Source organism: Rhodococcus sp. IEGM 1318 (assembly GCF_033142465.1).
GTDB classification, from domain to species: Bacteria; Actinomycetota; Actinomycetes; order Mycobacteriales; family Mycobacteriaceae; genus Rhodococcus_F; species Rhodococcus_F qingshengii_B.
On sequence record NZ_JAWLSC010000003.1, the window covers coordinates 17,425 to 41,406 of the forward strand.

20 protein-coding genes, 2 tRNA genes and 1 pseudogene are annotated in these 23,982 nt (G+C 62.4%); 16 read left to right on the forward strand and 7 right to left on the reverse strand.

Features of this window, described 5'->3' with window-relative positions:
* The 4 genes from R4P65_RS08240 (at window position 1) to R4P65_RS08255 (ending at window position 6,462) form a co-directional block, all read left to right on the forward strand.
* A complete protein-coding gene (locus tag R4P65_RS08240) occupies window positions 1-420 on the forward strand; it encodes an acyl-CoA thioesterase (protein ID WP_019749099.1) in 420 nt (139 codons plus the stop codon).
* 99 nt (window positions 421-519) lie between these two features.
* Complete coding sequence (locus R4P65_RS08245; RefSeq protein ID WP_317826154.1) at window positions 520-5,367, forward strand: NAD-glutamate dehydrogenase; 4,848 nt, start codon at window positions 520-522, stop codon at window positions 5,365-5,367.
* Entirely contained in the window at window positions 5,364-5,783 is a 420-nt protein-coding gene (locus R4P65_RS08250) for an acyl-CoA thioesterase (protein WP_003944573.1), read from the forward strand. Before R4P65_RS08245 ends, R4P65_RS08250 begins: the two co-directional genes overlap by 4 nt.
* Window positions 5,776-6,462 (forward strand): hypothetical protein, encoded by a 687-nt coding sequence (locus tag R4P65_RS08255; protein WP_317826155.1) that lies wholly within the window; start codon window positions 5,776-5,778, stop codon window positions 6,460-6,462. The genes R4P65_RS08250 and R4P65_RS08255 overlap by 8 nt, the downstream gene beginning before the upstream one ends.
* A gap of 64 nt (window positions 6,463-6,526) precedes the next feature.
* Here R4P65_RS08255 and R4P65_RS08260 read toward each other — a convergent pair whose 3' ends face one another.
* Window positions 6,527-8,125, reverse strand: coding sequence for a glycoside hydrolase family 13 protein (locus R4P65_RS08260; protein WP_317826156.1), 1,599 nt, complete (start codon window positions 8,123-8,125; stop codon window positions 6,527-6,529).
* Window positions 8,126-8,295: 170 nt separating this feature from the next.
* On the opposite strand from R4P65_RS08260, the gene R4P65_RS08265 reads away from it, so the two are divergent.
* A complete protein-coding gene (locus R4P65_RS08265; RefSeq protein ID WP_411742525.1) occupies window positions 8,296-8,724 on the forward strand; it encodes a cupin domain-containing protein in 429 nt (142 codons plus the stop codon).
* A gap of 4 nt (window positions 8,725-8,728) precedes the next feature.
* Here R4P65_RS08265 and R4P65_RS08270 read toward each other — a convergent pair whose 3' ends face one another.
* Complete coding sequence (locus R4P65_RS08270) at window positions 8,729-9,136, reverse strand: globin (protein WP_317826158.1); 408 nt, start codon at window positions 9,134-9,136, stop codon at window positions 8,729-8,731.
* 182 nt (window positions 9,137-9,318) lie between these two features.
* Here R4P65_RS08270 and R4P65_RS08275 point away from each other — a divergent pair, with 182 nt between their 5' ends.
* The 3 genes from R4P65_RS08275 (at window position 9,319) to R4P65_RS08285 (ending at window position 10,837) form a co-directional block, all read left to right on the forward strand.
* The gene (locus tag R4P65_RS08275; RefSeq protein WP_172436519.1) at window positions 9,319-10,017 is read left to right on the forward strand and encodes an HNH endonuclease; all 699 of its coding nucleotides are present in this window, start codon (window positions 9,319-9,321) and stop codon (window positions 10,015-10,017) included.
* 90 nt (window positions 10,018-10,107) lie between these two features.
* A complete protein-coding gene (locus R4P65_RS08280) occupies window positions 10,108-10,371 on the forward strand; it encodes a hypothetical protein (protein WP_007730943.1) in 264 nt (87 codons plus the stop codon).
* Window positions 10,358-10,837: a DUF5130 domain-containing protein gene (locus tag R4P65_RS08285; RefSeq protein WP_019749092.1), complete on the forward strand. Its 480-nt coding sequence runs from the start codon at window positions 10,358-10,360 to the stop codon at window positions 10,835-10,837. The genes R4P65_RS08280 and R4P65_RS08285 overlap by 14 nt, the downstream gene beginning before the upstream one ends.
* Window positions 10,838-10,905: 68 nt before the next feature.
* On the opposite strand, the gene pepN is transcribed toward R4P65_RS08285, so the two are convergent.
* Window positions 10,906-13,485 (reverse strand): aminopeptidase N, encoded by a 2,580-nt coding sequence (gene pepN / locus R4P65_RS08290; RefSeq protein WP_317826159.1) that lies wholly within the window; start codon window positions 13,483-13,485, stop codon window positions 10,906-10,908.
* Window positions 13,486-13,550: 65 nt separating this feature from the next.
* Window positions 13,551-14,786 carry an NAD(P)/FAD-dependent oxidoreductase gene (locus tag R4P65_RS08295; RefSeq protein WP_317826160.1) on the reverse strand — a complete coding sequence of 412 codons (1,236 nt, stop codon included), beginning with the start codon at window positions 14,784-14,786 and terminating at the stop codon, window positions 13,551-13,553.
* Window positions 14,787-14,953: 167 nt separating this feature from the next.
* Here R4P65_RS08295 and R4P65_RS08300 point away from each other — a divergent pair, with 167 nt between their 5' ends.
* Window positions 14,954-15,577 carry a DsbA family protein gene (locus R4P65_RS08300; protein WP_007730951.1) on the forward strand — a complete coding sequence of 208 codons (624 nt, stop codon included), beginning with the start codon at window positions 14,954-14,956 and terminating at the stop codon, window positions 15,575-15,577.
* Here the strand turns inward: R4P65_RS08300 and R4P65_RS08305 are convergent.
* Window positions 15,565-16,403 (reverse strand): annotated as a pseudogene (locus R4P65_RS08305) (M48 family metallopeptidase). The gene R4P65_RS08300 and the pseudogene R4P65_RS08305 sit on opposite strands and share 13 nt — an antisense overlap.
* 100 nt (window positions 16,404-16,503) lie before the next feature.
* On the opposite strand from R4P65_RS08305, the gene R4P65_RS08310 reads away from it, so the two are divergent.
* Window positions 16,504-16,977 (forward strand): ribose-5-phosphate isomerase, encoded by a 474-nt coding sequence (locus R4P65_RS08310; protein ID WP_003944571.1) that lies wholly within the window; start codon window positions 16,504-16,506, stop codon window positions 16,975-16,977.
* 15 nt (window positions 16,978-16,992) lie between these two features.
* Window positions 16,993-17,790 (forward strand): Fpg/Nei family DNA glycosylase, encoded by a 798-nt coding sequence (locus tag R4P65_RS08315; protein ID WP_317826161.1) that lies wholly within the window; start codon window positions 16,993-16,995, stop codon window positions 17,788-17,790.
* Here the strand turns inward: R4P65_RS08315 and R4P65_RS08320 are convergent.
* Together R4P65_RS08320 and R4P65_RS08325 are read right to left on the reverse strand one after the other, a co-directional pair.
* The gene (locus R4P65_RS08320) at window positions 17,787-18,557 is read right to left on the reverse strand and encodes a DUF1542 domain-containing protein (protein WP_317826478.1); all 771 of its coding nucleotides are present in this window, start codon (window positions 18,555-18,557) and stop codon (window positions 17,787-17,789) included. The genes R4P65_RS08315 and R4P65_RS08320 overlap by 4 nt on opposite strands.
* 192 nt (window positions 18,558-18,749) lie before the next feature.
* Window positions 18,750-18,823 (reverse strand) — tRNA-Gly (locus R4P65_RS08325).
* Window positions 18,824-19,234: 411 nt separating this feature from the next.
* On the opposite strand from R4P65_RS08325, the gene R4P65_RS08330 reads away from it, so the two are divergent.
* From R4P65_RS08330 to clpX, 5 genes are all read left to right on the forward strand, one after another.
* A tRNA-Pro gene (locus R4P65_RS08330) sits at window positions 19,235-19,308 on the forward strand.
* Window positions 19,309-19,423: 115 nt separating this feature from the next.
* A complete protein-coding gene (tig, locus tag R4P65_RS08335; RefSeq protein ID WP_317826162.1) occupies window positions 19,424-20,797 on the forward strand; it encodes a trigger factor in 1,374 nt (457 codons plus the stop codon).
* A 216-nt stretch (window positions 20,798-21,013) separates the two neighbouring features.
* Complete coding sequence (locus tag R4P65_RS08340) at window positions 21,014-21,601, forward strand: ATP-dependent Clp protease proteolytic subunit (RefSeq protein WP_007730960.1); 588 nt, start codon at window positions 21,014-21,016, stop codon at window positions 21,599-21,601.
* A 48-nt stretch (window positions 21,602-21,649) separates the two neighbouring features.
* Window positions 21,650-22,312, forward strand: a complete 663-nt coding sequence (locus tag R4P65_RS08345) for an ATP-dependent Clp protease proteolytic subunit (RefSeq protein ID WP_296555113.1) — start codon at window positions 21,650-21,652, stop codon at window positions 22,310-22,312.
* 344 nt (window positions 22,313-22,656) lie between these two features.
* On the forward strand, window positions 22,657-23,937 hold the full coding sequence (gene clpX, locus R4P65_RS08350) for an ATP-dependent Clp protease ATP-binding subunit ClpX (protein ID WP_003944582.1): 1,281 nt from the start codon (window positions 22,657-22,659) through the stop codon (window positions 23,935-23,937).
* The last annotated feature ends 45 nt before the right edge of the window (window positions 23,938-23,982 follow it).

Genomic DNA, 23,982 nt, shown 5'->3' on the forward strand with positions numbered 1-23,982 from the left:
GTGTCCGACGTATACACAGCGCAGATCCAGGTCCGGTGGGGCGATTCCGACCGGTTGGGTCACGTCAACAACACGCGATACGTCGAGTACATGCAGGAAGCTCGCATCCAGTTCCTGGAAGCGAAACTGGCGCCGCTCGGCGGCCGGCCGGGATACCTCGTGGTTCGAAAGATGACCATCGAGTTCCTCAAGCCGGTCACCGATCGTTCCGGTCCCTTGAACGTGGAGATCTTCACGACTCACGTCGGGACTTCCTCGTTCACGGTTCGGCACGTCATCCGTGACAACGCGGGTGTCGAATGCGCCTTCGGCGACGCGTTGATGGTCGGATTCGACACCGTGTCCGAAAAGTCCAGACCGCTGGCAGACAGCGAACGTGCGGTGCTCGAAGCATCGCTTGTTCAGATGACGACATCGTAGATTTCGTTTCTCAGTTCACCCTAGGTACTGGTTGCCGCGGCTAGTCTCGAGTCAGAGATTGGTCGCGGCGATCAGAACCCACAAGGATGTGAGCCAGGAATGACAGACCGTGTACGGCAGCAGGGCACAGGCCTCGACGAAGCGACGTTGTTGACGCGTCTTCGCGAGGCCTTTTTCACGCACATCGACGAGGGTGACAGCGACGACGTCATCAACGGTCGATCGGATCGAGTCCTGCTCGCACATCTCGCGCTCGGGAGGCAGCGGACGCCAGGCACGGCCGTATGGCGTGTGTACCGCCCGTCAGGATCCGAGGGTCTCGGCGCTGCCGTCCAGATCGTCACCGACGACATGTCGTTGCTCGTCGAGTCCGTCACCGCGATGCTCAACCGACAAGGTGTGGGAATCAGTCAATTCGCCCACCCGATTCTGACGGTCGAACGCGACGACACGGGCAATCTGATTTCCTTGGGCGACAGTGGTATCCAAGAATCCTGGATGCACGTCCAGTTGGATTTCGAAGTCGAGGATTCCGCGCTCGACGCGATCGAAGCCCACCTCGGCAAAGTGCTCGCGGACGTCCGTCAGGTCGTTGGTGACACCCCGGATATGAAGGCACTGCAACTGCGCGTTGCCGACGAGTTGGAGAGTGCTGCAGAAATTGCCTCCGGGAGGATCACCCCCGAAGAATTCTTCGATACCGCTCGACTGCTCCGGTGGATGGCGGACGGGAACTACGCCGTACTCGGATACCGGCGATTCGAGGGCACGAAGGACGGCTCACGCACGGTCGCCGGCAGCGGACTCGGCGTGCTGCGTTCCGACGCGATCACCGAAGGCCCGATGAGCTTGCCTCCCGTCGCAGATCTCCCGGATCGACCGCTTCTGGTCCTGACACAGGGATCGTTCCCCGCCACGGTGCACCGCGCTGTCTACCCGTACTTCGTGGGCGTCTCGATCCTCGACGACAACGGAAACATCGTGGGGGAGCACAGATTCCTGGGAGTGTTCACCGTGGTCGCACTCCACGAGAACGTGCTCGCGATTCCCCTGATCGAGCGCCGCGTCCGCGAAGTCATCGCGCGTGCCGGTGTCGACCTGCATTCGTACTCCGGGCAGGCGATGCTCGAGGTCATCCAGTCCTTCCCGCGCACCGAGTTGTTCTCGAGCGATGCAGAGACCCTGTTCGAGACCGTGCACGCCGTGCACAGCATCGGGCTCCGCCGCCAGGTGCGACTCTTCGTTCGTGAGGACACGTTCGGCCGCTTCGTATCCTGCCTGGTGTATCTGCCTCGCGACCGGTATACGACGCGGGTGCGACTGGCGATGCAAAACCTGTTGTGGCGCGAATTCGGCCCAGGTACAGTCGATTACACCGCCCGCGTTACCGAGAACGATCTTGCACTGTTGCACGTGACGATCCGGCGCGACCCGGACAGTGAGCCGGTTCATCTGGATGTCTCCGAGGCCAACCGCGAGCGAGTTCAGGGCCTGCTGACCGAAGTCAGTCGTAGCTGGGACGACCGCATCAACGACCTTGTTCGCGACATTCCGGGTGTGGATCCGGAACTGGTGCAACGGTATTCGCGGGTACTACCCGATGGATACAAGGAGGACTTCGAACCGTCACGCGCGTTGGCCGACATCGCCAGGCTCGAGGCGTTGGCACCGGGCGCGATCGACGTACTGCTCTATCGCGCCGTGGACTCCGCGCCCGGTGCCTGGCGCTTCACGCTCTTCGTCGGCGGCGACGGTATCTCGTTGAGTCAGGTGCTACCGGTGCTGCAGTCACTCGGCGTCGAAGTTCTCGACGAGCGGCCGCACGTCGTGCAGCGACTCGACGGCGTTCAGTGCTGGATCTACGATTTCGGATTGTCGGTACCGGCGGATCTTCGGGCGTCGGTCGAGATCGACCTCGATGCGCAGGTGCCACTCGAGACCAGTACCGCCCCGCTGACCGAGGTCCAGAAGCGATTCACGGCTGCATTCGGTGCAGTCTGGTTCGGCCGGGCAGAGGCGGACCGATTCAACGAGCTGGTGCTGCGGGCCGGAATGTCCTGGCGGCAAGCAGTGGTGCTGCGTGCTTACGCAAAGTATTTGCGCCAGGCCACATTTCCGTACAGTCAGTTCCACATCGAAGGAATCGCGCTTACACACCCGCAGACCGCGTTTGCATTGGTGCAGTTGTTCGAGGCGATGTTCGACCCCGAGAAGCAGGACGACATCCGCGTCGCCGAATTGGACGAGCAGTTGCGTGCGTCCATCGACGAGGTACTCAGCTTGGATGCCGATCGCATTCTGCGTGGAATGTTCTCCTTGGTCAAGGCGACCTTGCGTACCAATTTCTACGTCGTCGACGCCGACGGCCGCTCTCGCGACTACCTGTCGGTCAAGCTCGATCCCTCGAGGATCAGCGAGTTGCCCAAGCCGCGGCCGGCTTTCGAGATCTACGTGTACTCACCCGAGGTTGAAGGCGTCCACCTACGATTCGGCGCAGTCGCGCGCGGCGGACTCCGCTGGTCCGACCGGCGCGAGGATTTCCGCACCGAGGTGCTCGGCTTGGTGAAGGCTCAGGCCGTCAAGAACGCGGTGATCGTCCCGGTCGGCGCCAAGGGCGGCTTCGTCGTGAAGAATCCGCCTCTGCCGACGGGTGATCCAGCCGCTGATCGAACGGCGACGCTGGAAACCGGCAAGGCCTGCTACACCACGTTCATCTCCGGATTGCTCGACATCACCGACAATGTGCACGCAGACACCGGCGAAGTTGTGACGCCGGATCGCGTGGTGCGCAAGGACGATCAGGATCGCTATCTGGTGGTCGCCGCAGACAAGGGCACGGCGACGTTCTCCGATCTCGCGAATTCGGTTGCCGCCAAGTACGACTTCTGGCTCGGAGACGCGTTTGCCTCCGGCGGCTCCGTGGGATACGACCACAAGGGCATGGGTATCACCGCTCGCGGCGCCTGGGAAAGCGTCAAGCGGCACTTCCGCGAACTCGGTGTCGACACGCAGACCGAGGATTTCACGACGGTAGGCGTCGGCGATATGAGCGGTGACGTGTTCGGCAACGGAATGCTCCTCAGTCGGCACATCCGACTGGTGGGCGCGTTCGACCATCGACATATTTTCCTCGACCCGAACCCGGACGCAGCGAGTTCGTTCGTGGAACGTCAACGGCTCTTCGAGTTGCCTCGGTCGTCGTGGGCCGACTATGACACCAGCCTGATCAGTGAAGGCGGCGGAGTCTGGGATCGCACGGTCAAGTCGGTTCCGATCGCCGAAAGCGTCCGGATTGCACTGGGTCTCGCCGAGGGTGTCACGAAGCTGTCGCCGCCGGAGTTGATGCAGGCGATTCTGTCGGCGCCGGTGGATCTGCTGTGGAACGGCGGAATCGGTACATACGTGAAGGCTTCGACCGAGACTAACGCGCAGGTCGGAGACAAGAGCAACGACGCGGTGCGAGTCGACGGTCAAGACCTACGAGTCAAGGTGATCGGTGAGGGCGGCAACCTCGGCGTGACTGCTCTGGGACGAATCGAGTTCAGCGCCAACGGTGGTCACATCAACACCGACGCCATCGACAACTCGGCAGGCGTCGACTGCTCCGATCACGAAGTGAACATCAAGATTCTTCTCGATTCGCTCGTGCGCTCACAGTTGCTGCCGACGCAGGAACGGAATCCGTTGCTGGCGTCGATGACCGACGACGTGGCTGCGCTGGTGTTGGCGGACAACATCGCCCAGAATGCGCTGCTCGGAATCTCCCGCGTGACCGCGTCGCAGATGCTCGGTGTTCACCGCCGTCAGTTGACGGATCTGACCAAGGCACGTGGCCTGGACCGCAAGCTGGAGGCGTTGCCGACCGACAAGGAGATCGAGCGTCGACTCGAGTCCGGTGTGGGTCTGACATCGCCGGAATTGGCGACGTTGACGGCGCACGTCAAGCTTTCACTCAAGGACGATCTGCTCGCAACCGAGTTGCCGGACAACGATTTCTTCGCCCAGCAGATCCCGCAGTACTTCCCGACCGCTGTTCGTGATCGGTTCGAAACGGAGATCAAAGCACACCCATTGCGGCGGCAGATCGTCGCGACGATGCTCGTCAACGAAGTGATCGACAACGGCGGAATCACCTACGCCTACCGCTTGGCCGAGGAGACCGGAGCGAGCAGTACGGACTCGATCCGTGCCTACGCCGCTGTGCGAGAGGTCTTTGCGCTGGACGAGGTGTGGTCGCGAATCCGCTCGGCCGGCGTCAGTGCGGAGATCGAAAACGAACTGATCGTGGAGTCCTGCCGCTTGCTCGACCGCGCGTCACGGTGGTTCCTGGCCAATCGGCCCCAGCCGATCGCCGTCGGCGCCGAGGTAGCGCGCTACTCGGCGGCGTATCGGGCGACAGCACCTCTGGTTCCCGGACTGCTTGCCGGCCATCAGCTCGACGATCTGCTGGTGCGGGCTCAATCCGTGATCGACCGTGGGGCTCCGGAAGCGTTGGCGCTGGACGTGTTCCGGCTGCTCGACGTCTACTGCCTACTGGACATCGCGGATATCGCCGACATCGCAGATCACGACATCACCGAAGTTGCGGAGCTGTACTACGCCTTGGATGCGCATCTGGGAATCGACTGGTTGCTGAGCGCCGTTTCGGGACTCGAGCGCGGCGATCGCTGGCACTCGCTCGCGCGGCTCGCGTTGCGAGACGACCTCTACAGTTCGCTTCGGCAGCTGACGATGGAGGTTCTGGCCGGCGGAGAGCCGGGGGAGTCACCGCAGGAAAAGATCGACGAATGGGAATCGACCAACGCCTCGCGGCTGAGCCGGGCGAGGGCAGCGCTCGTCGAGATCTTCGAGTCTGGGACGCTTGACCTCGCGACGCTCTCGGTGGCGGCGCGTCAGGTTCGCAGCATGGTGCGCAGCATGGGCACCCGATCGGAGGTAGGACGTTGAGCGAAGGATTCCACGCCGAAGTTGTGGTTCGGTGGTCCGACATGGATGCCTTCCAGCACATCAACCACGCACGGATGGTGACGTTGCTCGAAGAGGCGCGGATTCCTTGGTTGTTCGAAGACTCGCGTCCGACGGTCACTTTGCGTGACGGGGCTGTGATTGCCGATCTGCATGTGCGGTACCGCGGGCAACTGCGGCATGACGATTCACCTCTCGATGTCTTCATGTGGGTGGAAAAGGTTCGCGCGGTGGACTTCACGATCGCGTACGAGGTTCGCCCGCGCGGCGCGGATCTCAGTGTCCCGCCGTCCATCGTGGCATCGACTCAGATTGCGGCCTTCGATATCGACACTCAACGTCTGCGTCGCCTCAGCGGGCCCGAGCGCGAGTACCTGGAGAGCTGGCAACGTGCATGAACGTGTGCTGACCGTGCCCGAGGAGGCCGAGCGCAAGAACTTGGCCGGCTTCATCGGTCACGCCTTGCGTTTGGACGAGTCCGCGGTCATCCGAATGCGTCGACGCGGCGATGCGCACCTGAGCGTCTGGGCGTCAACGGGTTTCGACGCTCTCGCTACGCGAACCGTGGCGGGCACCATCAACCCTGACGACACCTCGGCAGCCGGCGATCAGTTGCTTTCTGCGGTGGAGCAGGCAGCGGGTGAGCTGATCGATCCGGGGTTCGCCATGGATTCGGCGTGGCGTGGGGCGTTGCCGCCGATGGACGGCTTCGAGCACCTGGACGACGTACCCGCCCGGGTGCTGATCGAACTGGCGCAGCGGGGCAACGCCTTGGCGCTCGAGCATGGAAGTAGCCACGGCCCGCCGGCGTCGTTGCTCGATCAGGACGTGCTCGAAGTCAGTGGTCCGTCAGGCACGGTCGGGATCTCGATGCGAGTTATTTTTGCCTTAACCGCAATGGGATTCGTTCCGCACGCCGGATCCGAAGCGATGACTGCGGACATCGATCTCGAACAGATCGACGCGTCGGAACTGGTTCGGGTGCGGGCGAGTAGATCGTGGGTGCGCCTCGATGCACGGTTTGGTTCGATCTACCGTCACCGCGGTGGTTCGATACCGCTGATGGTTGCGCGGTAGGAGTTCAGGCGACGGGCACCACCAGCGCGATGGGGCCGCCGCCTGACGACGTGCGAGTGTTCTGTCAGATCAGCCACGCCGCAGCGTTGACGGGCAGCTGACCGTCGACGAGTGGTGCGCTGCTCAACAGCAGCTGCCCGCTCGGCAGTGCGATCGGCACCTCCGTGGTGTTGAGAGCACAGATCAGACCACCGCGTCGACGGAAAGCGAGGCAGCCGGGGGGACTGCCGTACCAATCGATGTCGGTGCCGGAAAACTCCGGCCTGGCGCTACGAAGTTCGAGGGCGGCGCGATAAAGCGAGAGCATCGAGTCCACGTCCTCGATCTGCGCCTCCACCGTGAGCGCCGACCACTCGCTTGGCATCGGCAACCAGGTGCTCGCACCGGTGGTGAATCCGAAGGGCGGCTCGGTTCCTTCCCAGGGAAGGGGCACTCGGCAGCCGTCGCGTCCTCGCTCGGCATGTCCGGATCGTTCCCAGACCGGGTCCTGTAGTGCCTCGTCGGGCAGGTCGACGTTCGGCAGGCCGAGTTCGGCTCCGTTGTATATGAAGCTCGCGCCCGGAAGCGCCAACTCGACGAGGATCATCGCCCGTGCGCGTTGCGTTCCGATCTCGCCCCCGCCGTAGCGCGTGACTTCACGTTCGACGTCGTGATTCGACAATGTCCACGTGGGCACACCCCCGACCTCGGCGACGGCCGCGAGGGAGTTCTCCACGGCCTCTCGGACGGACTCGGCGGAGAATTCGGTTTCTGCAAGCCGGAAGTTGAATCCGAGATGCAGTTCGTCTGGCCGGATGTATTCGCCGAACTTCTGGTTGTCCTTCACCCAGATCTCTCCGACGGTCATGGCCTCCGGGAACTCGTCCATGACCTTGCGGATCCCGCGGTGGATTTCGTGAACGGCCGGGTTGTTGAATCGCGGGTCGTCGTCGGAATTGCGCATGAGCTCGTTGAGCTCCCAGTCGTGGTCCGGCAAACCGTCGGGCTTGGCCATTCCGTGGGCCACGTCGATGCGGAATCCGTCGATTCCGCGCTCGAGCCAGAAGCGCAGAGTCTTGGCGAGGTCGTCGAAGACCTCCGGGTTGTCCCAGTTCAGGTCGGGCTGTTCCTTGGCGAAGATGTGCAGGTACCACTGGCCAGGTGTTCCGTCTTCTTCGGTGACGCGGGTCCACGCCGGGCCGCCGAAGATGCTCGGCCAGTTGTTCGGCGGTTCGTTGCCGTTCTCACCTTTGCCGTCTCGGAAGATGTAACGGGATCGCTCTGCCGAACCGGGCGCCGACGCCAGGGCTGCCTTGAACCACTCGTGCTGATCACTCGTGTGGTTCGGCACCAGGTCCATCGTGACCTTGATTCCGCGTTCGTGGGCTGACGTGATCAGCGAATCCATCGTTGCCAGATCACCGAACAAGGGATCGATGTCGCGAGGATCCGCGACGTCGTAGCCGTGGTCTGCCATCGGTGACTTCATCACCGGGCTCAACCAGATTGCGTCGATGCCGAGCAGTTCGAGGTAGCCGAGTTTCTCCTCGACTCCGCCGAGGTCACCGATACCGTCGCTGCCCGAATCGGCAAAGGAACGCGGATAGATCTGATAGAAGACCGCCTCGTTCCACCACGGGGCTTCGGGCCGGCTTACAGAGGACGAATCCGCGGGGGTGCTCACAGCAGTTCATAGTGCCAAACGTCTGGCAATCTCACGACTTGGACACGGCCAAAGCGTGACTCTTTACCTAGCCTTGGTGTACTTTGCATTCACGCGGTGACACCATGTGGCAACTTTGGTGTTACTGCGGGGGGGAGAACTATTGGGAATTCAACCAAGGGGGCTTGGCCTTGACTTTGTCGGCAATCGAAGCGGTCAGTTTGGATCATGTACTGCTCGACGATGATCCGATCAACCGCGACTGGATAATCTTCGGCACACCGGTTGCGCGCTCGGCGCAATGGTCGGCGAGTAAAGACGGGACCACGACTACACACGTCTGGGATTGCACGAAGGGGCGCTTCCGCTGGTACTTCCACGCGGACGAAATCGTGCACATCATCGAAGGGTCGGTCACCGTTCAGGCCGACGGAATCGCCAAGCGAACCCTGGGCGTCGGCGATGCCGCACTCTTCCGTGCGGGCAGCTGGTCGGAGTGGGAGGTCGAAGAGTACGTGCGCAAGCATGCAATCCTGAGCTCGCCCCTGCATCCCACGGTGTCGTTCGGGGTGCGCGCAGCCCGCCGGGTCGCGCGCGTGTTCAGGCCGAAGGCGAAGTAAACGGTCAGATGGCGGAGTTCACCATGGACGCAGCTGCCATCTCCATGTAGTCGATCAACTGCTTGCGGTGCACCGGGCTCAGAGTCTTATCGTCGATGGACGCGATGGCGACGTGCATGCACCGAAGCCACGCATCGCGCTCGATCGGGCCGATCACGAACGGATTGTGGCGCATCCGCAGACGCGGGTGCCCACGCTCTTCCGAGTACGTGTGCGGCCCGCCCCAGTACTGCTCGAGGAACATCCGCATCCGCCGCTCGGCCGGGCCGAGATCGGCCTCGGGGTAGAGCGGGCGCACAACCTCGTCCTTCGCGACTTCTTCGTAGAATCGCGCGGTGAGCTTGTGAAACGTCTCGGCTCCGCCGATGGCGTCGTAGAAGGTCTGCTGCACGTCGTGCTGTACGTCATTCATGGCAACTTCCATTGTGCCTGACGGCCGTAGTGGTCGGTTTCCGGGTCGACGACGGTGGTATCGGGTCGGACTGCGTACCCATTCACCGGAAATTCACCGGCCGTCCTGGCAATTTTGTTCGAAATGGGAGTGCGTAACGCGATCATCCGTGGTCAACTTGGGGGCAGTCTCCCGGAGGTCGTATGAAGAACCGACATGCTGCACGCAATCACCGACAACTCCAGCCCACTAGCGCGCGGAACGACCACGCGTTAGGGGCTGTTCTGGAAGTTGTTCCTGACGGGTTCGCGCACACTGCCGACCCACTCTTTTCCGAAGAACGTTCTCACCTCGAGATGTTCCCTCCCGATCGCGTCGTGCCCGAGTGGGTGAAACGTCGGGTGCTACTGCTCAACGTCACGTACGAACCGCTGACCGCCCTTCCTGCCCGGCGCGCGGTCGTACTGATGGCCTGCGGCAAGGCCGATACCGTCCACGAGGACGAACAAGGCCCGGTAGTCCATTCTGCGGACTGGTCGGTGCAGGTTCCCTCGGTCATTCGATTGCGCACCTACGTGCGCGTTCCGTATCGCGCCCGTATCCCCATGACTCGTGCCGCACTGATGCATCGTGACCACTTCCGATGTGCGTACTGCGGAGCCAAAGCCGAAACCATCGACCACGTCGTTCCTCGCAGCAGAGGTGGCGGGCATTCGTGGGAGAACTGCGTCGCGTGCTGTGCCCCCTGCAATCACCGCAAGGCCGACAAGATGCTCAGCGAACTCGGATGGACGCTCCGTGCGGAACTGGTTCCGCCGTCCGGCCCGCACTGGCGTCTACTCGCGGCGACCAAGGAATTGCATCCGGCGTGGATGCCTTATCTCGGCGTGGGCGCAGCCTGAGGCGCGTTCTGTCTTCACCGAAACGAAATTGCCCGAGAATTTGTGGCCCTGACGCTTTCCTTCCTGGCGTTCTGGGCTACGTTATCTGGTGTGAGCATTCTCGAGGTAGTACTGATATACGTTGGGATTCCGGCCTTGATCACCGCGTTCTTCGCGGCTGCGTCCTTCCTCGGGAAGAAGACGCCGGGACCGGTTCCGCCGGCGTTCCATCTCGGTGAGTCGTGGGATCACGCTCCCGTGCTGTGGAGTGCTGTCGACGAGGTCACCGTTCGCGGTGGCCATCACGGCAGTGCACACGCAATCGAAGCCGGTTCGGCTGATCTGATCGGAGGGTCCGCAAGTGGCAAGTGGTGATCATTCGACCGCGCTCGCAGTAGCGCCCGAGGACCTGCCCGTCGGCAGCGTCGTCACGTCCAGTGGACGCGTATCCGGTGTGCATCGCATCGGCGAGCCGTTCACCGACGATCTTCCGTTCGAGACCATGGATCTGGTCGCGCTCGACGTCGCGATGACCGAAGCGACGCGGGCCACCAAGGTGCGATTCAACGCGTACATCGGTGATCTCGGTTCCGATCCGGCAGCGGGTGCCGACGCACTGTTCCCGACCACGCCCGAAGCCGAGCGTTCCGTGCTGATCGCCGTCTCGCCCAACCAGCGCACCGTCGAGGTACGCAGCGGGCGGGCAATCGCCGATCGGGTCACTGATCGCGTTACCCAGCTCGGCGCAACGGCAGCTGTTGCATCGTTCAGCGAAGGCAATCTGATCGACGGACTGATCAGCGCAATCCGCGTTATGGCAGCCGCAATTTCAGCGCCCTGACTTGCAAGACACAGGCCGGTGCCCGCGTCGATTCGTGAGAATCGACGCGGGCACCGGCCTTTCGCATGTCAGCTCGCGTCGAACTTTCGTGCTGCGAGTGAACGAACCACACCGGCCTGGCCTTCGACGACCAGACGGCGCAACGCGGGAGGGATGTCGCCTTCGAGGAATCGGTCTGCGGCCGCGACGGATTCTGCAGAGATCGACCACGACGGGTACAGCCCGATGACAACCGTCTGTGCCACTTCGCTCGAGCGTCGTTCCCACACTGCCGCGATGTCGGCAAAGTAGCGGGAGACGAAGGGTTCGAGCAATTCGTCCTGGCCTTCGCGAGCGAACCCGCCGATGATCGATCGCGCGGTGATGTTGGGCAGCGAGTCGTCGCCGACGACCTTCGCCCAGACCTCTTCCTTGACAGCGGCCTGCGGACGTCCGGCCGCGGCCGCGGCGGCTTGACGAGCGCCCGCAGCGGTCGGGTCATGCTGGGCTTCGGCGTCGATGAACGGAGTTGCAGTTCCTTCGGCGTCGATCTCACCGGCAGCTGCGAGTGCCCCGACGATGCGCCAGCGCAGGTCCGTGTCGACGATCAGGCCGTCGAGCCCAACTGTGGAGGGATCGGCGTCGAGCAATTCGCGCAGTACCTCGGTGTGCCACGGGGAGAGTGCTGCACCGGTGAGTGCGTTGACGAATGCCAGCTGGTGGTCGGACCCGGCCTCTGCCTCACGTGCGAGTTCGAGCAACCGATTGGCGAAGCTCGCCGCGCCTTCGGCCTCGGCCCAGGCCGGATCTGCGTAGGAGCCGATGGCGGTTTGGGCTTGGAGCAAGAGACGTTGCACCACACCGACTTCGGTCTCCGAACTGATACCGCGCTCGACCAGTGCGACGAAGTCGCGTGCCTTCAGTTCGGCCTGACGGGTCATTTCCCACGCCGCCGACCAGACCAGGGTGCGGGGGAGTGAGTCGGTGATGTCGCCGACCCGCTCGATCGCCGTCGCCAACGATTCGGGATCGAGTCGCACGGAGCCGTAGGTGAGATCGTCGTCGTTGACCAACACGAGTGCACCGCGGGCGACGCCGACAAGTTCGGGGACATCCGTGCTTTCCACAGCATCGAGGTCGAGTTCGACGCGATGGCTTCGCACCAACTTGCCGTCGACGTCGTCGTAGATGCCGATGGCGATCCGGTGGATTCGCCGCTCGCCGGCGCCTGGTGCAGCACCGTCCTGCAGGACGGCGAAGCGGGTGAACTTTCCGTCTGCGTCGACGTCGAAGTCGGGGCGCAGGATGTTCAAACCGGTGGTCTTGAGCCACTGCCGGCCCCAGTCGGAAAGGTCACGGCCCGAAGACTTTTCGAGTGAACCCAGCAGATCGTCGAAGGTTGCGTTTCCGAATGCGTGCTCACGGAAGTACTCACGCAGTCCGGCGAGGAACGGCTCGAGTCCGACGTAGGCGACCAACTGCTTGAGGACGCTGGCGCCCTTGGCGTAGGTGATGCCGTCGAAGTTGACCTCGACTGCGGCCAGGTCCGGAATGTCCGCGGCAATCGGGTGCGTCGACGGCAACTGATCCTGGCGGTATGCCCACGACTTCTCGACGTTGGCGAACGTCGTCCAGGCATTCGTGTACTCCGTGGCCTCGGTCTGGCACAGGACCGAAGCGAAGGTCGCGAACGACTCGTTGAGCCACAGGTCGTCCCACCACGCCATCGTGACGAGGTCGCCGAACCACATGTGCGCCATTTCGTGCAGCACCGTCTCGGCACGACGCTCGTACGAGTAGCGGGTCACTTTGGAGCGGAAGACGTAGTCCTCGACGAAGGTCACGGCGCCGGCATTCTCCATCGCGCCCGCATTGAATTCGGGGACGAAGAGCTGGTCGTACTTGCCGAAGGCATAGGGAACACCGAAGTTGCGGTGGTAGAAGTCGAATCCCTGCTTGGTCTCGGTGAAGAGCCGCTCCTCGTCCATGAACTCGGCCAGCGAAGCGCGGCAGAAGATTCCGAGGGGGATGTCGCCGTGCTCGTCGGAGTAGATGTCGGTCCACTGGGTGTACGGACCGGCGATGAGCGCCACCAGGTACGTGCTCATCTTCGGGGTGGTCCGGAAGACGTGCTGGCCGGGATCAGCGGCGAGGGTCTCGACGACCGCGGAGTTGGAGATGACCTTCCACGACGTGGGGGCGGTGACGCGGACGTCGAACGTGGCCTTCAGATCGGGCTGATCGAAGCACGCGAACATGCGCTTGGCGTCAGCCGTCTCGAATTGTGAATAGAGGTAGACGGCGTCATCGGTCGGGTCGACGAATCGGTGCAGTCCTTCGCCGGTGTGGGAGTAGATGCAATCGGCCTCGATGACCAACTCGTTGTCGGCAGCGAGGTCGGGCAGGCTGATGCCTGTCGACTCGTCGTAACCGGTGACGTCGAGTGCCGTTCCGTTGAGGACTGCGGAATGGACTCGGGCAGCGACGATGTCGATGAAGCTGCTTGCCCCGGCCGTAGCCGTGAACGTGACAGTGGTCTTCGAAGAGAACGTCTCCTCGCCGGGTGCGTCGTTGCCGTCGGTGAGATCGAGTTCGATCAGGTAGTTCTCGACGCTCAGGATTGCTGACCGTTGCGCTGCGGTTTCGCGTGTCAGGTTCGGTGCGACCACAAAGATCTCCTCGTTGATGGTGCGGATCTATTACGTCCATCCCATCACGAAGAGAACGGCTTTACTCAAGCGGACGCTTCTGCCAGCGGAATCTGTGGATCGGCCAACCGATCCGGATCGACGGGGCGCGAAGATGCGACCAGTTCCTTGATGGCGTCACCGGCATCCCAGATGTTCACGTTCATGCCGGCGAGTACCTTGTTCGCGGAATCGAGCCAGAACGCCAGGAACTCGCGCTTGTCGACGTCACCGCGAGTGACCACACGGGAATAAGCGCCATGCGGTGCGTGGCCCACGTATTCCATACCGAGGTCGTACTGATCGGTGAAGAAATACGGCATGCGCACGTACTCGGCGGGCCGCCCCAACATGGTGTCTGCAGCCGTCTCGGGTTGGTTGAGCGCGTTTGCCCAGTGCTCCACCCGAATTCGTGCATTCAGAATCGGATGCTGTGCGGCCGCGATGTCTCCTACCGCGACGACGTCGGCGTCGCTGCTCTGCAGACCGGCGTCGACGAGAACTCCGTTGTCGACGTCGATACCCGCCTCCGACGCCAACTCGGTGTTGGGCAATGCTCCGACAGCGATCAACACGGCGTCGGCGGGAATCACGGTTCCATCGCTCAAGGTGACACCCGAGGCTTGATCGCCGTCGACGGAGATTGCGCTGACGTCCGTGCCGGTGCGCAAGTCGACGCCGTTCTGGCGGTGCAGTGCGGCGAAGACCTCACCCATTTCCGGGCCGAGCGTCGATTCGAGCGGGAGGTCGGCATGTTCGAGCACGGTGACGTCGACGTCGAAACCGCGAGCCGACGCGGCAATTTCGAGACCGATCCAGCCGGCACCGATCACGACGAGTTTCTTGTCGGCGGCCAGGGTGCGCAGCAGCGCAGCGGCTTGATCGACTGTTCGCACGTAGTGAACGCCTTCGGCGTCGGCCCCCGGGATGTCGAGGCGCCGCGAACGTGAACCGGTGGCCAGGGCGAGCTTGTCGTAGCCGATCGTGGAACCGTCCGGAAGTGAGACGGTGTGCGCAGCGGTGTCGATCGCCGTTGCCGTGGTTCCCGGTCGAAGATCGACGCGATGGTCGCGGAACCACTCGCCGTCGTGGACGGTGAATTCGGGGAGTGTTTTCTTTCCCGCGAAGAACTCTTTCGACAGCGGCGGACGCTCGTACGGAAGGTGGTCTTCTTCGCTCAAGACGGTGATTTCACCGTCGAAATCTCTGTCACGCAGGGCTTCTGCCATCTTTGCGCCCGCGAGCCCGCCGCCGACGATCACGAATCTCCGGTTGGTGCTCATTACCGAACCACTCCTTCGCACTCGTTTCTTTTCGACACTACTGCGATCGGAAGGTGGTTCGAGGGAAAGCGCGGGAAGGATTGCGGGTTCATGATTGTTGGCAGGACGGGAGATATGTCCCCGAACTGATATGACCTGACCGACATGAACTGATAGGGAGTTTCTTCGTGAGCGCAACCTCGAGCAAGACCACGGACACTGCTGACTTCTGGTTCGACCCGCTCTGCCCGTGGTGCTGGATCACCTCGCGCTGGATTCTCGAGGCCCAGCAGGTACGCGACATCGAGGCCAAGTTCCACGTGATGAGCCTTGCGGTTCTCAACGAGGGCCGCGACCTGCCAGACGAGTACCGCGAGATGATGACCAAGGCCTGGGGACCGGTCCGCGTCGCTATCGCTGCAGCGCAGCTGAAGGGTGACGATATCCTCCTGCCGCTGTACACGGCGATGGGCACGAAGATTCATAACGAGGGAAACAAGGACTTCGCCGACGTCATCAAGTCGTCCCTCGCCGAGGTCGGCCTGCCACCTGAACTGGCCGAGGCCGCCGACACCGACAAGTACGACGAGGCTCTGCGCGAGAGCCATCACAAGGGCATGGACGCCGTCGGACCCGACGTCGGAACCCCGACGATCCATGTCAACGGTGTGGCTTTCTTCGGTCCCGTGCTTTCGCGCATCCCGCGAGGCGAGGACGCAGGCAAGGTGTGGGACGGCGCCGTCGCGCTGGCCGGCTACCCCCACTTCTTCGAGCTCAAGCGGACCCGCAACGAGGATCCTCAGTTCGACTGAGCGGCAGTGAGCGCCGGATTTCGGTAGAGCTGACCCGGCCGGAAGAACAGATGCCCTGAGTGCGTGCGGTTGCGAAGCGCGGCCGCACGCCAGGTCAGCACCGGATGCGACGACAAGATGTTGACGAACCACGGGAAGAAACCGGATTCGAGTGTCGCGCGATCGGCGAGTTCGTCGAACCCGACCAGACCCACGAGATACTTTCCGGCATGTGAAAACCGAAGTTGTCTGCCGTGTACTCCATGGAACGCGACAGCGAAGATCCGATCACCGGAATGTAGTTCGACGCGAACTGTCCCCACTGGCGCCAGTACGACGCATGCCCAGCAGCGATGTGGCCGACCTCGTGGCCGATGATGAATGCGAGCGCATCGGGCTCGCGTGCCTGCCCACCGACTTCGAACAGGTCGCTGTAGACGACGACAAAACGGCGAAATCCGTGCCCTGACGCAAACGCGTTGATCCGCCCGTTCCCCAGCACGACGTAGGCATCCGGCGGAGTTTTCATGCCGAACCGTGCGGCAGCCTCGGCAACCAGCTGATACCCCTCCGGAAATTGTGAAGGCGTCATCTTGATTCCGTTGACCTGCTGCGATCCGTACAGCTGACCTCGCGCGAGGAACAGCAAGATCGGAGCCGCGAGCACCACGAGGATCCACGTCGACAGATCACCCGCAGCGATCAGAACGATCGCCACCACATAAGTGACGACCGTCGTCAGAACCGCGAGCACGAGTAGCGGGATTTCCCACGGGTGGCGAACCGCGTCACTGCCCGGTGACACGCGAATGGCGGGTGCAGCGGCCTGAGCGTTGGCGGGGTACATGGGCACCACGATAGGTGCGCTCGCACGGTGATGCGCGCTCCTGAAAGTGTGACGTCGACCCGGGTGCGCCCGGCTGGTCGGGCCTGAGAGAATTGTCGCCATGCGCGTATACCTGGGTGCCGACCATGCCGGATTCGAACGTAAGAACGAGATCATCGAACACCTGAAAGCGAACGGCCACGAGGCCATCGACTGTGGTGCTCACGAGTACGACGCCGTGGACGACTACCCGGCCTTCTGCATCGAAGCCGCAAAGCGTGTCGTCGCCGACGAGGGCAGCCTGGGAATCGTCCTCGGTGGCAGTGGCAACGGCGAGCAGATCGCAGCGAACAAGGTTCCCGGCGCACGGTGCGCCCTCGCCTGGAGCGTCGAAACGGCGAAGCTGGCCCGCGAGCACAACAACGCTCAGCTGATCGGCATCGGCGGACGTATGCATTCCCTCGAGGAGTCGCTTGCCATCGTCGACGCTTTCCTCGCCACCGCATGGTCGGGTGAAGAGCGCCACCAGCGTCGTATCGACATCTTGTCCGAGTACGAGAAGACCGGCGTCGCACCGGCTCTGCCGCAAGCCTGATCCGAAAGTTGTTCCGTGCCTGAAGGTCATACCCTGCACCGGCTGGCACGGTTGCATGCCCGCAAGTTCGTCGGTTCACCGGTCCGCGTGCTCAGTCCGCAAGGCAGATTCGCCGAGGACGCGCGCCTGGTGGACGGACACGTACTCACGTCCTCGGATGCCTGGGGAAAGCACCTCTGGCACACGTACGACAATGGATTGACAGTTCACGTACACCTCGGTTTGTACGGAAAGTTCACCGACGCCACCCTGCCGATGGAAGAACCGGTAGGCCAGGTCCGGATGCGAATGGTCGGTGCCGATTTCGGCACCGACCTTCGTGGTCCCACCGCCTGCGAAGTCCTGCTACCGCCTCAGGTCGCCGCGATAGAAGCCCGGCTCGGGCCGGACCCACTGCGCCGCGACGCGGATCCGCAGAAGGCTTGGATGCGAATCTCCAAGTCCAAGACGGCAATCGGCGCCCTGCTGATGGACCAGGCGGTCCTGGCGGGTGTCGGCAACGTTTATCGCGCCGAACTTCTCTTTCGTCACGGAATCAACCCTGAACGACCGGGGAATCTCGTCTCCCACGGCGAGTGGACCGCCATGTGGGCAGACCTTGTCGAATTGATGAAAGTCGGCGTCAGACGCGGGAAGATGCACGTCGTTCGCGCCGAGCACGACAACGGAGATCCGGCGTATGCGAAGGATCGTCCGCGTACCTATGTCTACAGAAGAGCAGGATCGCCGTGCCGCGTGTGCGGCACACCGATCCTGCATTCCGTTATGAAGGCACGAAACTTGTTCTGGTGCCCGGTGTGTCAGTCGGCTTAGAAGTCGAAGCCTCCGAAGTCTCCGCCACCGAAGTCCCCGTAGTCGCTGCCTCCACCGTCTGCGGTGAAATCGGTGTTGTCGATACTTCCTTGATCCGCGCCGGCGTCCATGCCCTGATCTCCCGAGTCGCCCAGATCTCCCGAGTCGCCCTGGTCTCCCGAGTCGCCGGCTCCGGTATCGCCACCCTGGGCGAAAGCCTCTGCGCCGTAAGGAACCCCGGCCATGCCGGAGAACATGGTCGAGAACAGCATCATCGAACCCAGGCCCCAGGCGCCGGCGACGAGTGCAGGCTTCCACCAGGGTTCGGAGTACCAGCCGGCCGGGACCGGGCGTCCGGCGACTCGGCCACCGGGGTAGTAGTTGGGTGTGTGCGACGACGGATTGGGTGATGCCGCGACCTTGCGGCCCTCGAATTCGACCTCACGGTCTTCGGTGACCGAACCGGCAGCCTTCTGTCCGTCGATGGAAGGGACTTCCGGCCCCGGATCCATGCCCATCGCCACCCGTGCCGCGCGGATGTAGTAAAGCCCTTCCAGGGCAGTCTGTTTCGCGAGACGAGCCTGAACCGGCGTTGCGGCCTGGTCGATCTGCGATCCTGCGGCGTTGTACCGTTCGCCTGCGTCGGCGAGGGCTTGGCGCGACGCGTCGTCACTGCCGGTCAGGTTGTAGACCTGACCGCCGAGGCGTTCGATCGCCTGCCGGGCATCGGCTTTCGCATCGTCGAGTTGTGTTGCGCTGTGGCCGGAACCGCGTTGCTGGCTTTTCATGACCAGAAATACGACTACGGCCAGAACGACGAGTATGAGAAGAATCGTGGTCACGAGTGGCCTCCCGAGCAGAATCGATCCGGACAACTCCAGGATACGGACCGCCGGGGAGTGGTCGGAGTACACAAAGTCTTAACGCAAAAATCCGCACCGGCTGGGCCGGTGCGGATTTTTGCGGAGTTTCCCTCCTGATGGAGGGGATGACGGGAATCGAACCCGCGTGATCAGTTTGGAAGACTGAGGCTCTACCATTGAGCTACATCCCCGTGCATACGACAACTCGGGATCGCCGTGTTCGTCGTCTGCGATACGAAACTGTACCCAATGCCCCACCGGATTTCATAATCGGGGGGTCGGAGAAGTTCGATACCGGCGTTCACCTGGGGAATTGCCGAATTGCTCGGCGAGTCGGGGTGTCTCGGCCGCAGGCGCGGCTTCTGATTCCGGCTCTGAATGGCAATTGAGGCAAGGCTGTATGTGGCTGCCGTCGGATGACATACTGACGGGGTCGACAGCCGGGCCGTGTACAAATGGCGGTCGGGTTCGTGAGAGAGTAGTGAGCGCGATAGGGTTGTGCGCGGTCACCGATGGTGGCTGCCTTTGTGGCCCGCTGTCTTAGTGGCCTCGGATGGCCGTATCGTGTGTTTCATGTGTTCGGTGTTTCATGTGATCGGAAACGGGATGTAGCGCAGCTTGGTAGCGCATCCGCTTTGGGAGCGGAGGGTCGCAGGTTCAAATCCTGTCATCCCGACAAGTACGTACATGGCACTTCACCTCCAGCTCGTACGGGAGTGAAGTGCCGCGCCAGACAGCAGTACCGATTCAACACAAGTTGTGAGCAAGACCAGACGAAGGAGCGAAGTTTCGTGAAGAGCACCGTCGAGCAGCTCAGCCCGACGCGAGTCCGTATCAACGTTGAGGTGCCCTTCGCGGAACTCAAGTCTGATTTCGACAAGGCCTACAAGGCCCTCGCGCAGCAGATTCGTCTCCCCGGCTTCCGTCCCGGCAAGGCTCCGGCCCGCCTTCTCGAAGCACGTGTCGGTCGCGGCGCTGTGCTCGAGCAGGTCGTTAACGACGCTCTGCCGTCGCGTTACTCCGAGGCTGTCACCAGCGCCGGCGTGAAGGCCATCGGCCAGCCCGAGATCGAGGTCACCAAGATCGAAGACGGCGAGCTCCTCGAGTTCACCGCCGAGGTCGACGTGCGCCCCGAGATCGAGCTTCCCGACTTCAGCTCCATCAACGTCGAGGTCGATCCGATCGAGATCACCGACGAAGCCATCGAAGAGCAGATGCTTTCGCTGCGTCAGCGTTTCGGCACCCTCACCGGCGTCGACCGCGCAGTCGAGGACGGCGACTTCGTCTCGATCGACCTGTCGGCCACCGTCGACGGCGAGAACGTTGCCGAGGCAACCGCGAGCGGACTGTCGCACGAGGTCGGATCGGGCCAGCTCATCGAGGGCCTCGACGAAGCCATCATCGGCCTCAAGGCGGGGGAGTCCAAGGACTTCACGTCGACGCTGGTCGCCGGCGAGTACGCGGGCAAGGAAGCTGTTGTCACCGTGACCGTGCAGACGGTCAAGGAGCGCGAGCTTCCGGCTGAGGACGACGAGTTCGCTCAGCTCGCCAGCGAGTTCGACACCCTTGAAGAACTGAAGGCAGACCTTCGTGAGCGCGTCGCACGCGTCCGGAAGGTCGAGCAGGCCGGTCAGATCCGCGACAAGGTTCTCGAGCAGCTGCTCGAGACCGTCGAGGTTCCGTTGCCGGAGGCCGTCGTCAAGGCTGAGATCGACGCTGCACTGCACGACGCCGTTCACGGTCTCGATCACGATGAAGAGGCACTGAACAAGCTCCTCGAAGAGCAGGGCAGCAGCCGCGAAGAGTTCGACAAGGATGCACAGGAAGCCGCTGAGCGCTCCGTCAAGACGCAGCTCTTGCTCGACTCGATCGCCGATGCGGGCAACGTCACCGTCGGTCAGGACGAGCTCACTGAGCGCATCCTGTTCCAGGCGCAGCGTTACGGCATGGCTCCGGAGCAGTTCATCCAGCAGATCCAGCAGGCCAACCAGCTCGGCGCCGTCTTCGCAGACGTTCGTCGCGGCAAGGCTCTCGCGTCCGTCGTCGAGTCGGCCGGTGTCAAGGACACCTCCGGTGCCGTTGTCGACACCGCAGAGCTGTTCGGCAGCAGCGAAGACGAAACCGCAGCGGATGCGTCTGATTCCGCCGAGAGCGAAGACAAGTAAAAACGCAGGCGGACGGGTGTTTTCACCACGATCGACTGCACTGAGTTTTCCGCTTTGAGCGAAGTAGGGCGGCACCGGGACTCCGGTGCCGCCCTACTTCGTTACTGTCTGTGTCAGTAGAAGTGTTTCGCACAGACGATCCACCGCACAAGTAGATCCACATAGAAGGCAGGTACCGTGACTTCCAATCACCTGGAGACTTTGCAGAGTCCCGCCATGACTTCAGCGACCGCTGGGTTGAACCTCAGCGACTCGGTGTACGAGCGCTTGCTGCGAGAGCGCATCATTTTCCTCGGTACCCAGGTCGACGACGACATCGCCAACAAGCTGTGCGCACAGATCCTGCTGCTCTCGGCCGAGGACCCGACGCGAGACATCTCGCTCTACATCAACTCGCCCGGTGGATCCGTGACCGCAGGTATGGCGATCTTCGACACCATGCAGTTCGCCGAGTGCGACATCGCAACCTTCGGCATGGGCCTTGCAGCGTCGATGGGTCAGTTCCTCCTCTCGGCCGGCACCAAAGGCAAGCGATACGCACTGCCTCACGCCCGCATCATGATGCACCAGCCGTCCGCCGGTATCGGTGGTTCCGCCAGCGACATCGCGATCATGGCTGAGCAGTTCAAGCACACCAAGCGCGAAATGGCCGAGCTGATCGCTCAGCACACCGGTCAGACGGTCGAGCAGATCACCGCGGACTCCGACCGTGACCGTTGGTTCACGGCGAAGGAAGCTCTCGAGTACGGCTTCGTCGACCACGTCGTCTCCCGTGCGAATCAGGCCGGCGGCACCGGCAACTGAGCCGGTTCGTCCATCCCTTCGCTGCCCAATTCATACTTTGGAGAACTGATGACCAATCTTTTCGGAGCTAACTCGCTGGGCGGCCAGACGCCGTCAGGCCCCCAATCGCGCTACATCCTGCCCCAGTTCACGGAGCAGACCAGCTACGGCGTCAAGACGTCCGACCCGTACAACAAGCTGTTCGAGGAGCGCATCATCTTCCTCGGCTCGCAGGTCGACGACGTCTCCGCCAATGACCTCATGGCGCAGTTGTTGGTTCTCGAATCGCAGGATCCGGACCGCGACATCACCATGTACATCAACTCGCCCGGTGGTTCGTTCACCGCGCTGATGGCGATCTACGACACGATGCAGTACGTCCGTGCCGACATTTCCACCGTCTGCCTCGGTCAGGCTGCTTCGGCAGCTGCCGTGCTTCTCGCCGGTGGTACGCCGGGCAAGCGCTTCGCGCTCCCCAACTCGCGCATTCTGATCCACCAGCCGGCCACGGGCGGCATCCAGGGTCAGGTTTCCGATCTGGAGATCCAGGCTGCGGAGATCGAGCGTATGCGTCGGCTCATGGAGAGCACGCTGTCGCTGCACACGGGCAAGGATCCGGAGACCATCCGAGTCGACACCGATCGCGACAAGATCCTCACGGCCGAGCAGGCCAAGGAATACGGCATCATCGACGACGTGCTCGCTTACCGGAAGCTCAGCGCACAGAAGTAGTCGATTTCCGCCTCGTGTCGAGGATCGGTATCCCGATTCCCGACACGAGGCGGACACGTCGAGAAGTGCCTGGTGGAGCGCTCGCCAGGCTGAAATCTCGACTCTTTTCTTTTTTATCCGCAGGCGAAACGCCGAGAACAGGTCGACCCCGTTCGGGATCTGCGGGTACCGTCACTTCACGGGCTGGTTCTCGACCGGCGTTCTGCGTTTGTTCGACCAGATTTGTTCGATCAGTTTGTTGATCAGTTTGTCTGATCTGACAACTACCGACGTACTGCGGAGCGTCTCGACCGATCGAGTGGCGGCGAGTGCACGTACATGATGGAAAGTAGGGACCTCACGAGATGGCACGCATCGGCGACGGCGGGGATCTGCTCAAGTGCTCTTTCTGCGGTAAGAGTCAGAAGCAGGTCAAAAAGCTCATTGCAGGACCCGGGGTGTACATCTGCGACGAGTGCATCGACCTCTGCAACGAGATCATCGAAGAGGAATTGGCCGAATCGAGCGAGGTCAAGCTCGACGAGCTTCCCAAGCCTGCGGAGATCCGAGAATTCCTCGAGAACTACGTCATCGGTCAGGACTCCGCGAAGCGGACGTTGGCCGTGGCCGTCTACAACCACTACAAGCGCATTCAGGCCGGCGACAAGGGCCGTGATGCGCGGGGTGAGACGGTTGAGCTCGCAAAATCCAACATCTTGATGCTCGGCCCCACCGGTTGTGGCAAGACGTATCTCGCCCAGACACTTGCGAAGATGCTCAACGTCCCGTTCGCCATCGCCGATGCGACGGCGTTGACCGAGGCCGGCTACGTCGGTGAGGACGTCGAGAACATTCTGCTCAAGCTGATTCAGGCTGCCGACTACGACGTCAAGCGCGCCGAGACCGGAATCATCTACATCGACGAGGTCGACAAGATCGCGCGTAAGAGCGAGAACCCGTCGATCACGCGTGACGTGTCCGGCGAAGGCGTTCAGCAGGCGTTGCTGAAGATTCTCGAAGGCACGCAGGCGAGTGTCCCGCCGCAGGGTGGCCGCAAGCATCCACACCAGGAATTCATCCAGATCGACACCACGAACGTGCTGTTCATCGTCGCCGGCGCGTTCGCAGGTCTCGAGCGGATCGTCTCCGATCGTGTCGGCAAGCGCGGTATCGGTTTCGGTGCCGAGGTTCGGTCGAAGGCCGAACTGGATACGGTCGATCGTTTCGCCGAGGTCATGCCGGAGGATTTGATCAAGTTCGGTCTGATTCCGGAGTTCATCGGCCGACTGCCGATGATCGCGTCGGTGACCAACCTCGACAAGGAATCGCTCGTTCAGATCTTGTCGGAGCCCAAGAATGCTCTCGTCAAGCAGTATCGTCGTCTGTTCGACATGGACGGCGTCGAACTCGAGTTCACCGAAGAAGCGCTCGACGCTATTGCCGATCAGGCGATCTTGCGTGGAACCGGTGCGCGTGGCCTGCGCGCCATCATGGAAGAAGTTCTTCTTCCCGTGATGTACGACATCCCCAGCCGTGACGACGTCGAAAAGGTGGTCGTCACCGCGGAGACCGTCAACGACAACGTACTTCCGACCATCGTTCCGCGTAAGCCGGAACGTGGCGAGCGTCGCGACAAGACGGCGTAGAACTTCAAAACGACTGTGGCCCGGCATCTCTCGCGAGATGCCGGG

Excerpts from the sequence above, each read along its gene's own strand:
- R4P65_RS08245 (WP_317826154.1), top strand. The coding sequence starts at position 520 with ATGACAGACCGTGTACGGCAGCAGGGCACAGGCCTCGACGAAGCGACG.
- R4P65_RS08270 (WP_317826158.1), bottom strand. The coding sequence starts at position 9,136 with ATGAATGACGTACAGCACGACGTGCAGCAGACCTTCTACGACGCCATC.
- R4P65_RS08275 (WP_172436519.1), top strand. The coding sequence starts at position 9,319 with ATGAAGAACCGACATGCTGCACGCAATCACCGACAACTCCAGCCCACT.
- R4P65_RS08295 (WP_317826160.1), bottom strand. The coding sequence starts at position 14,786 with ATGAGCACCAACCGGAGATTCGTGATCGTCGGCGGCGGGCTCGCGGGC.
- R4P65_RS08310 (WP_003944571.1), top strand. The coding sequence starts at position 16,504 with ATGCGCGTATACCTGGGTGCCGACCATGCCGGATTCGAACGTAAGAAC.
- R4P65_RS08320 (WP_317826478.1), bottom strand. The coding sequence starts at position 18,557 with ATGAAAAGCCAGCAACGCGGTTCCGGCCACAGCGCAACACAACTCGAC.
- R4P65_RS08340 (WP_007730960.1), top strand. The coding sequence starts at position 21,014 with ATGACTTCAGCGACCGCTGGGTTGAACCTCAGCGACTCGGTGTACGAG.
- R4P65_RS08345 (WP_296555113.1), top strand. The coding sequence starts at position 21,650 with ATGACCAATCTTTTCGGAGCTAACTCGCTGGGCGGCCAGACGCCGTCA.
- clpX (WP_003944582.1), top strand. The coding sequence starts at position 22,657 with ATGGCACGCATCGGCGACGGCGGGGATCTGCTCAAGTGCTCTTTCTGC.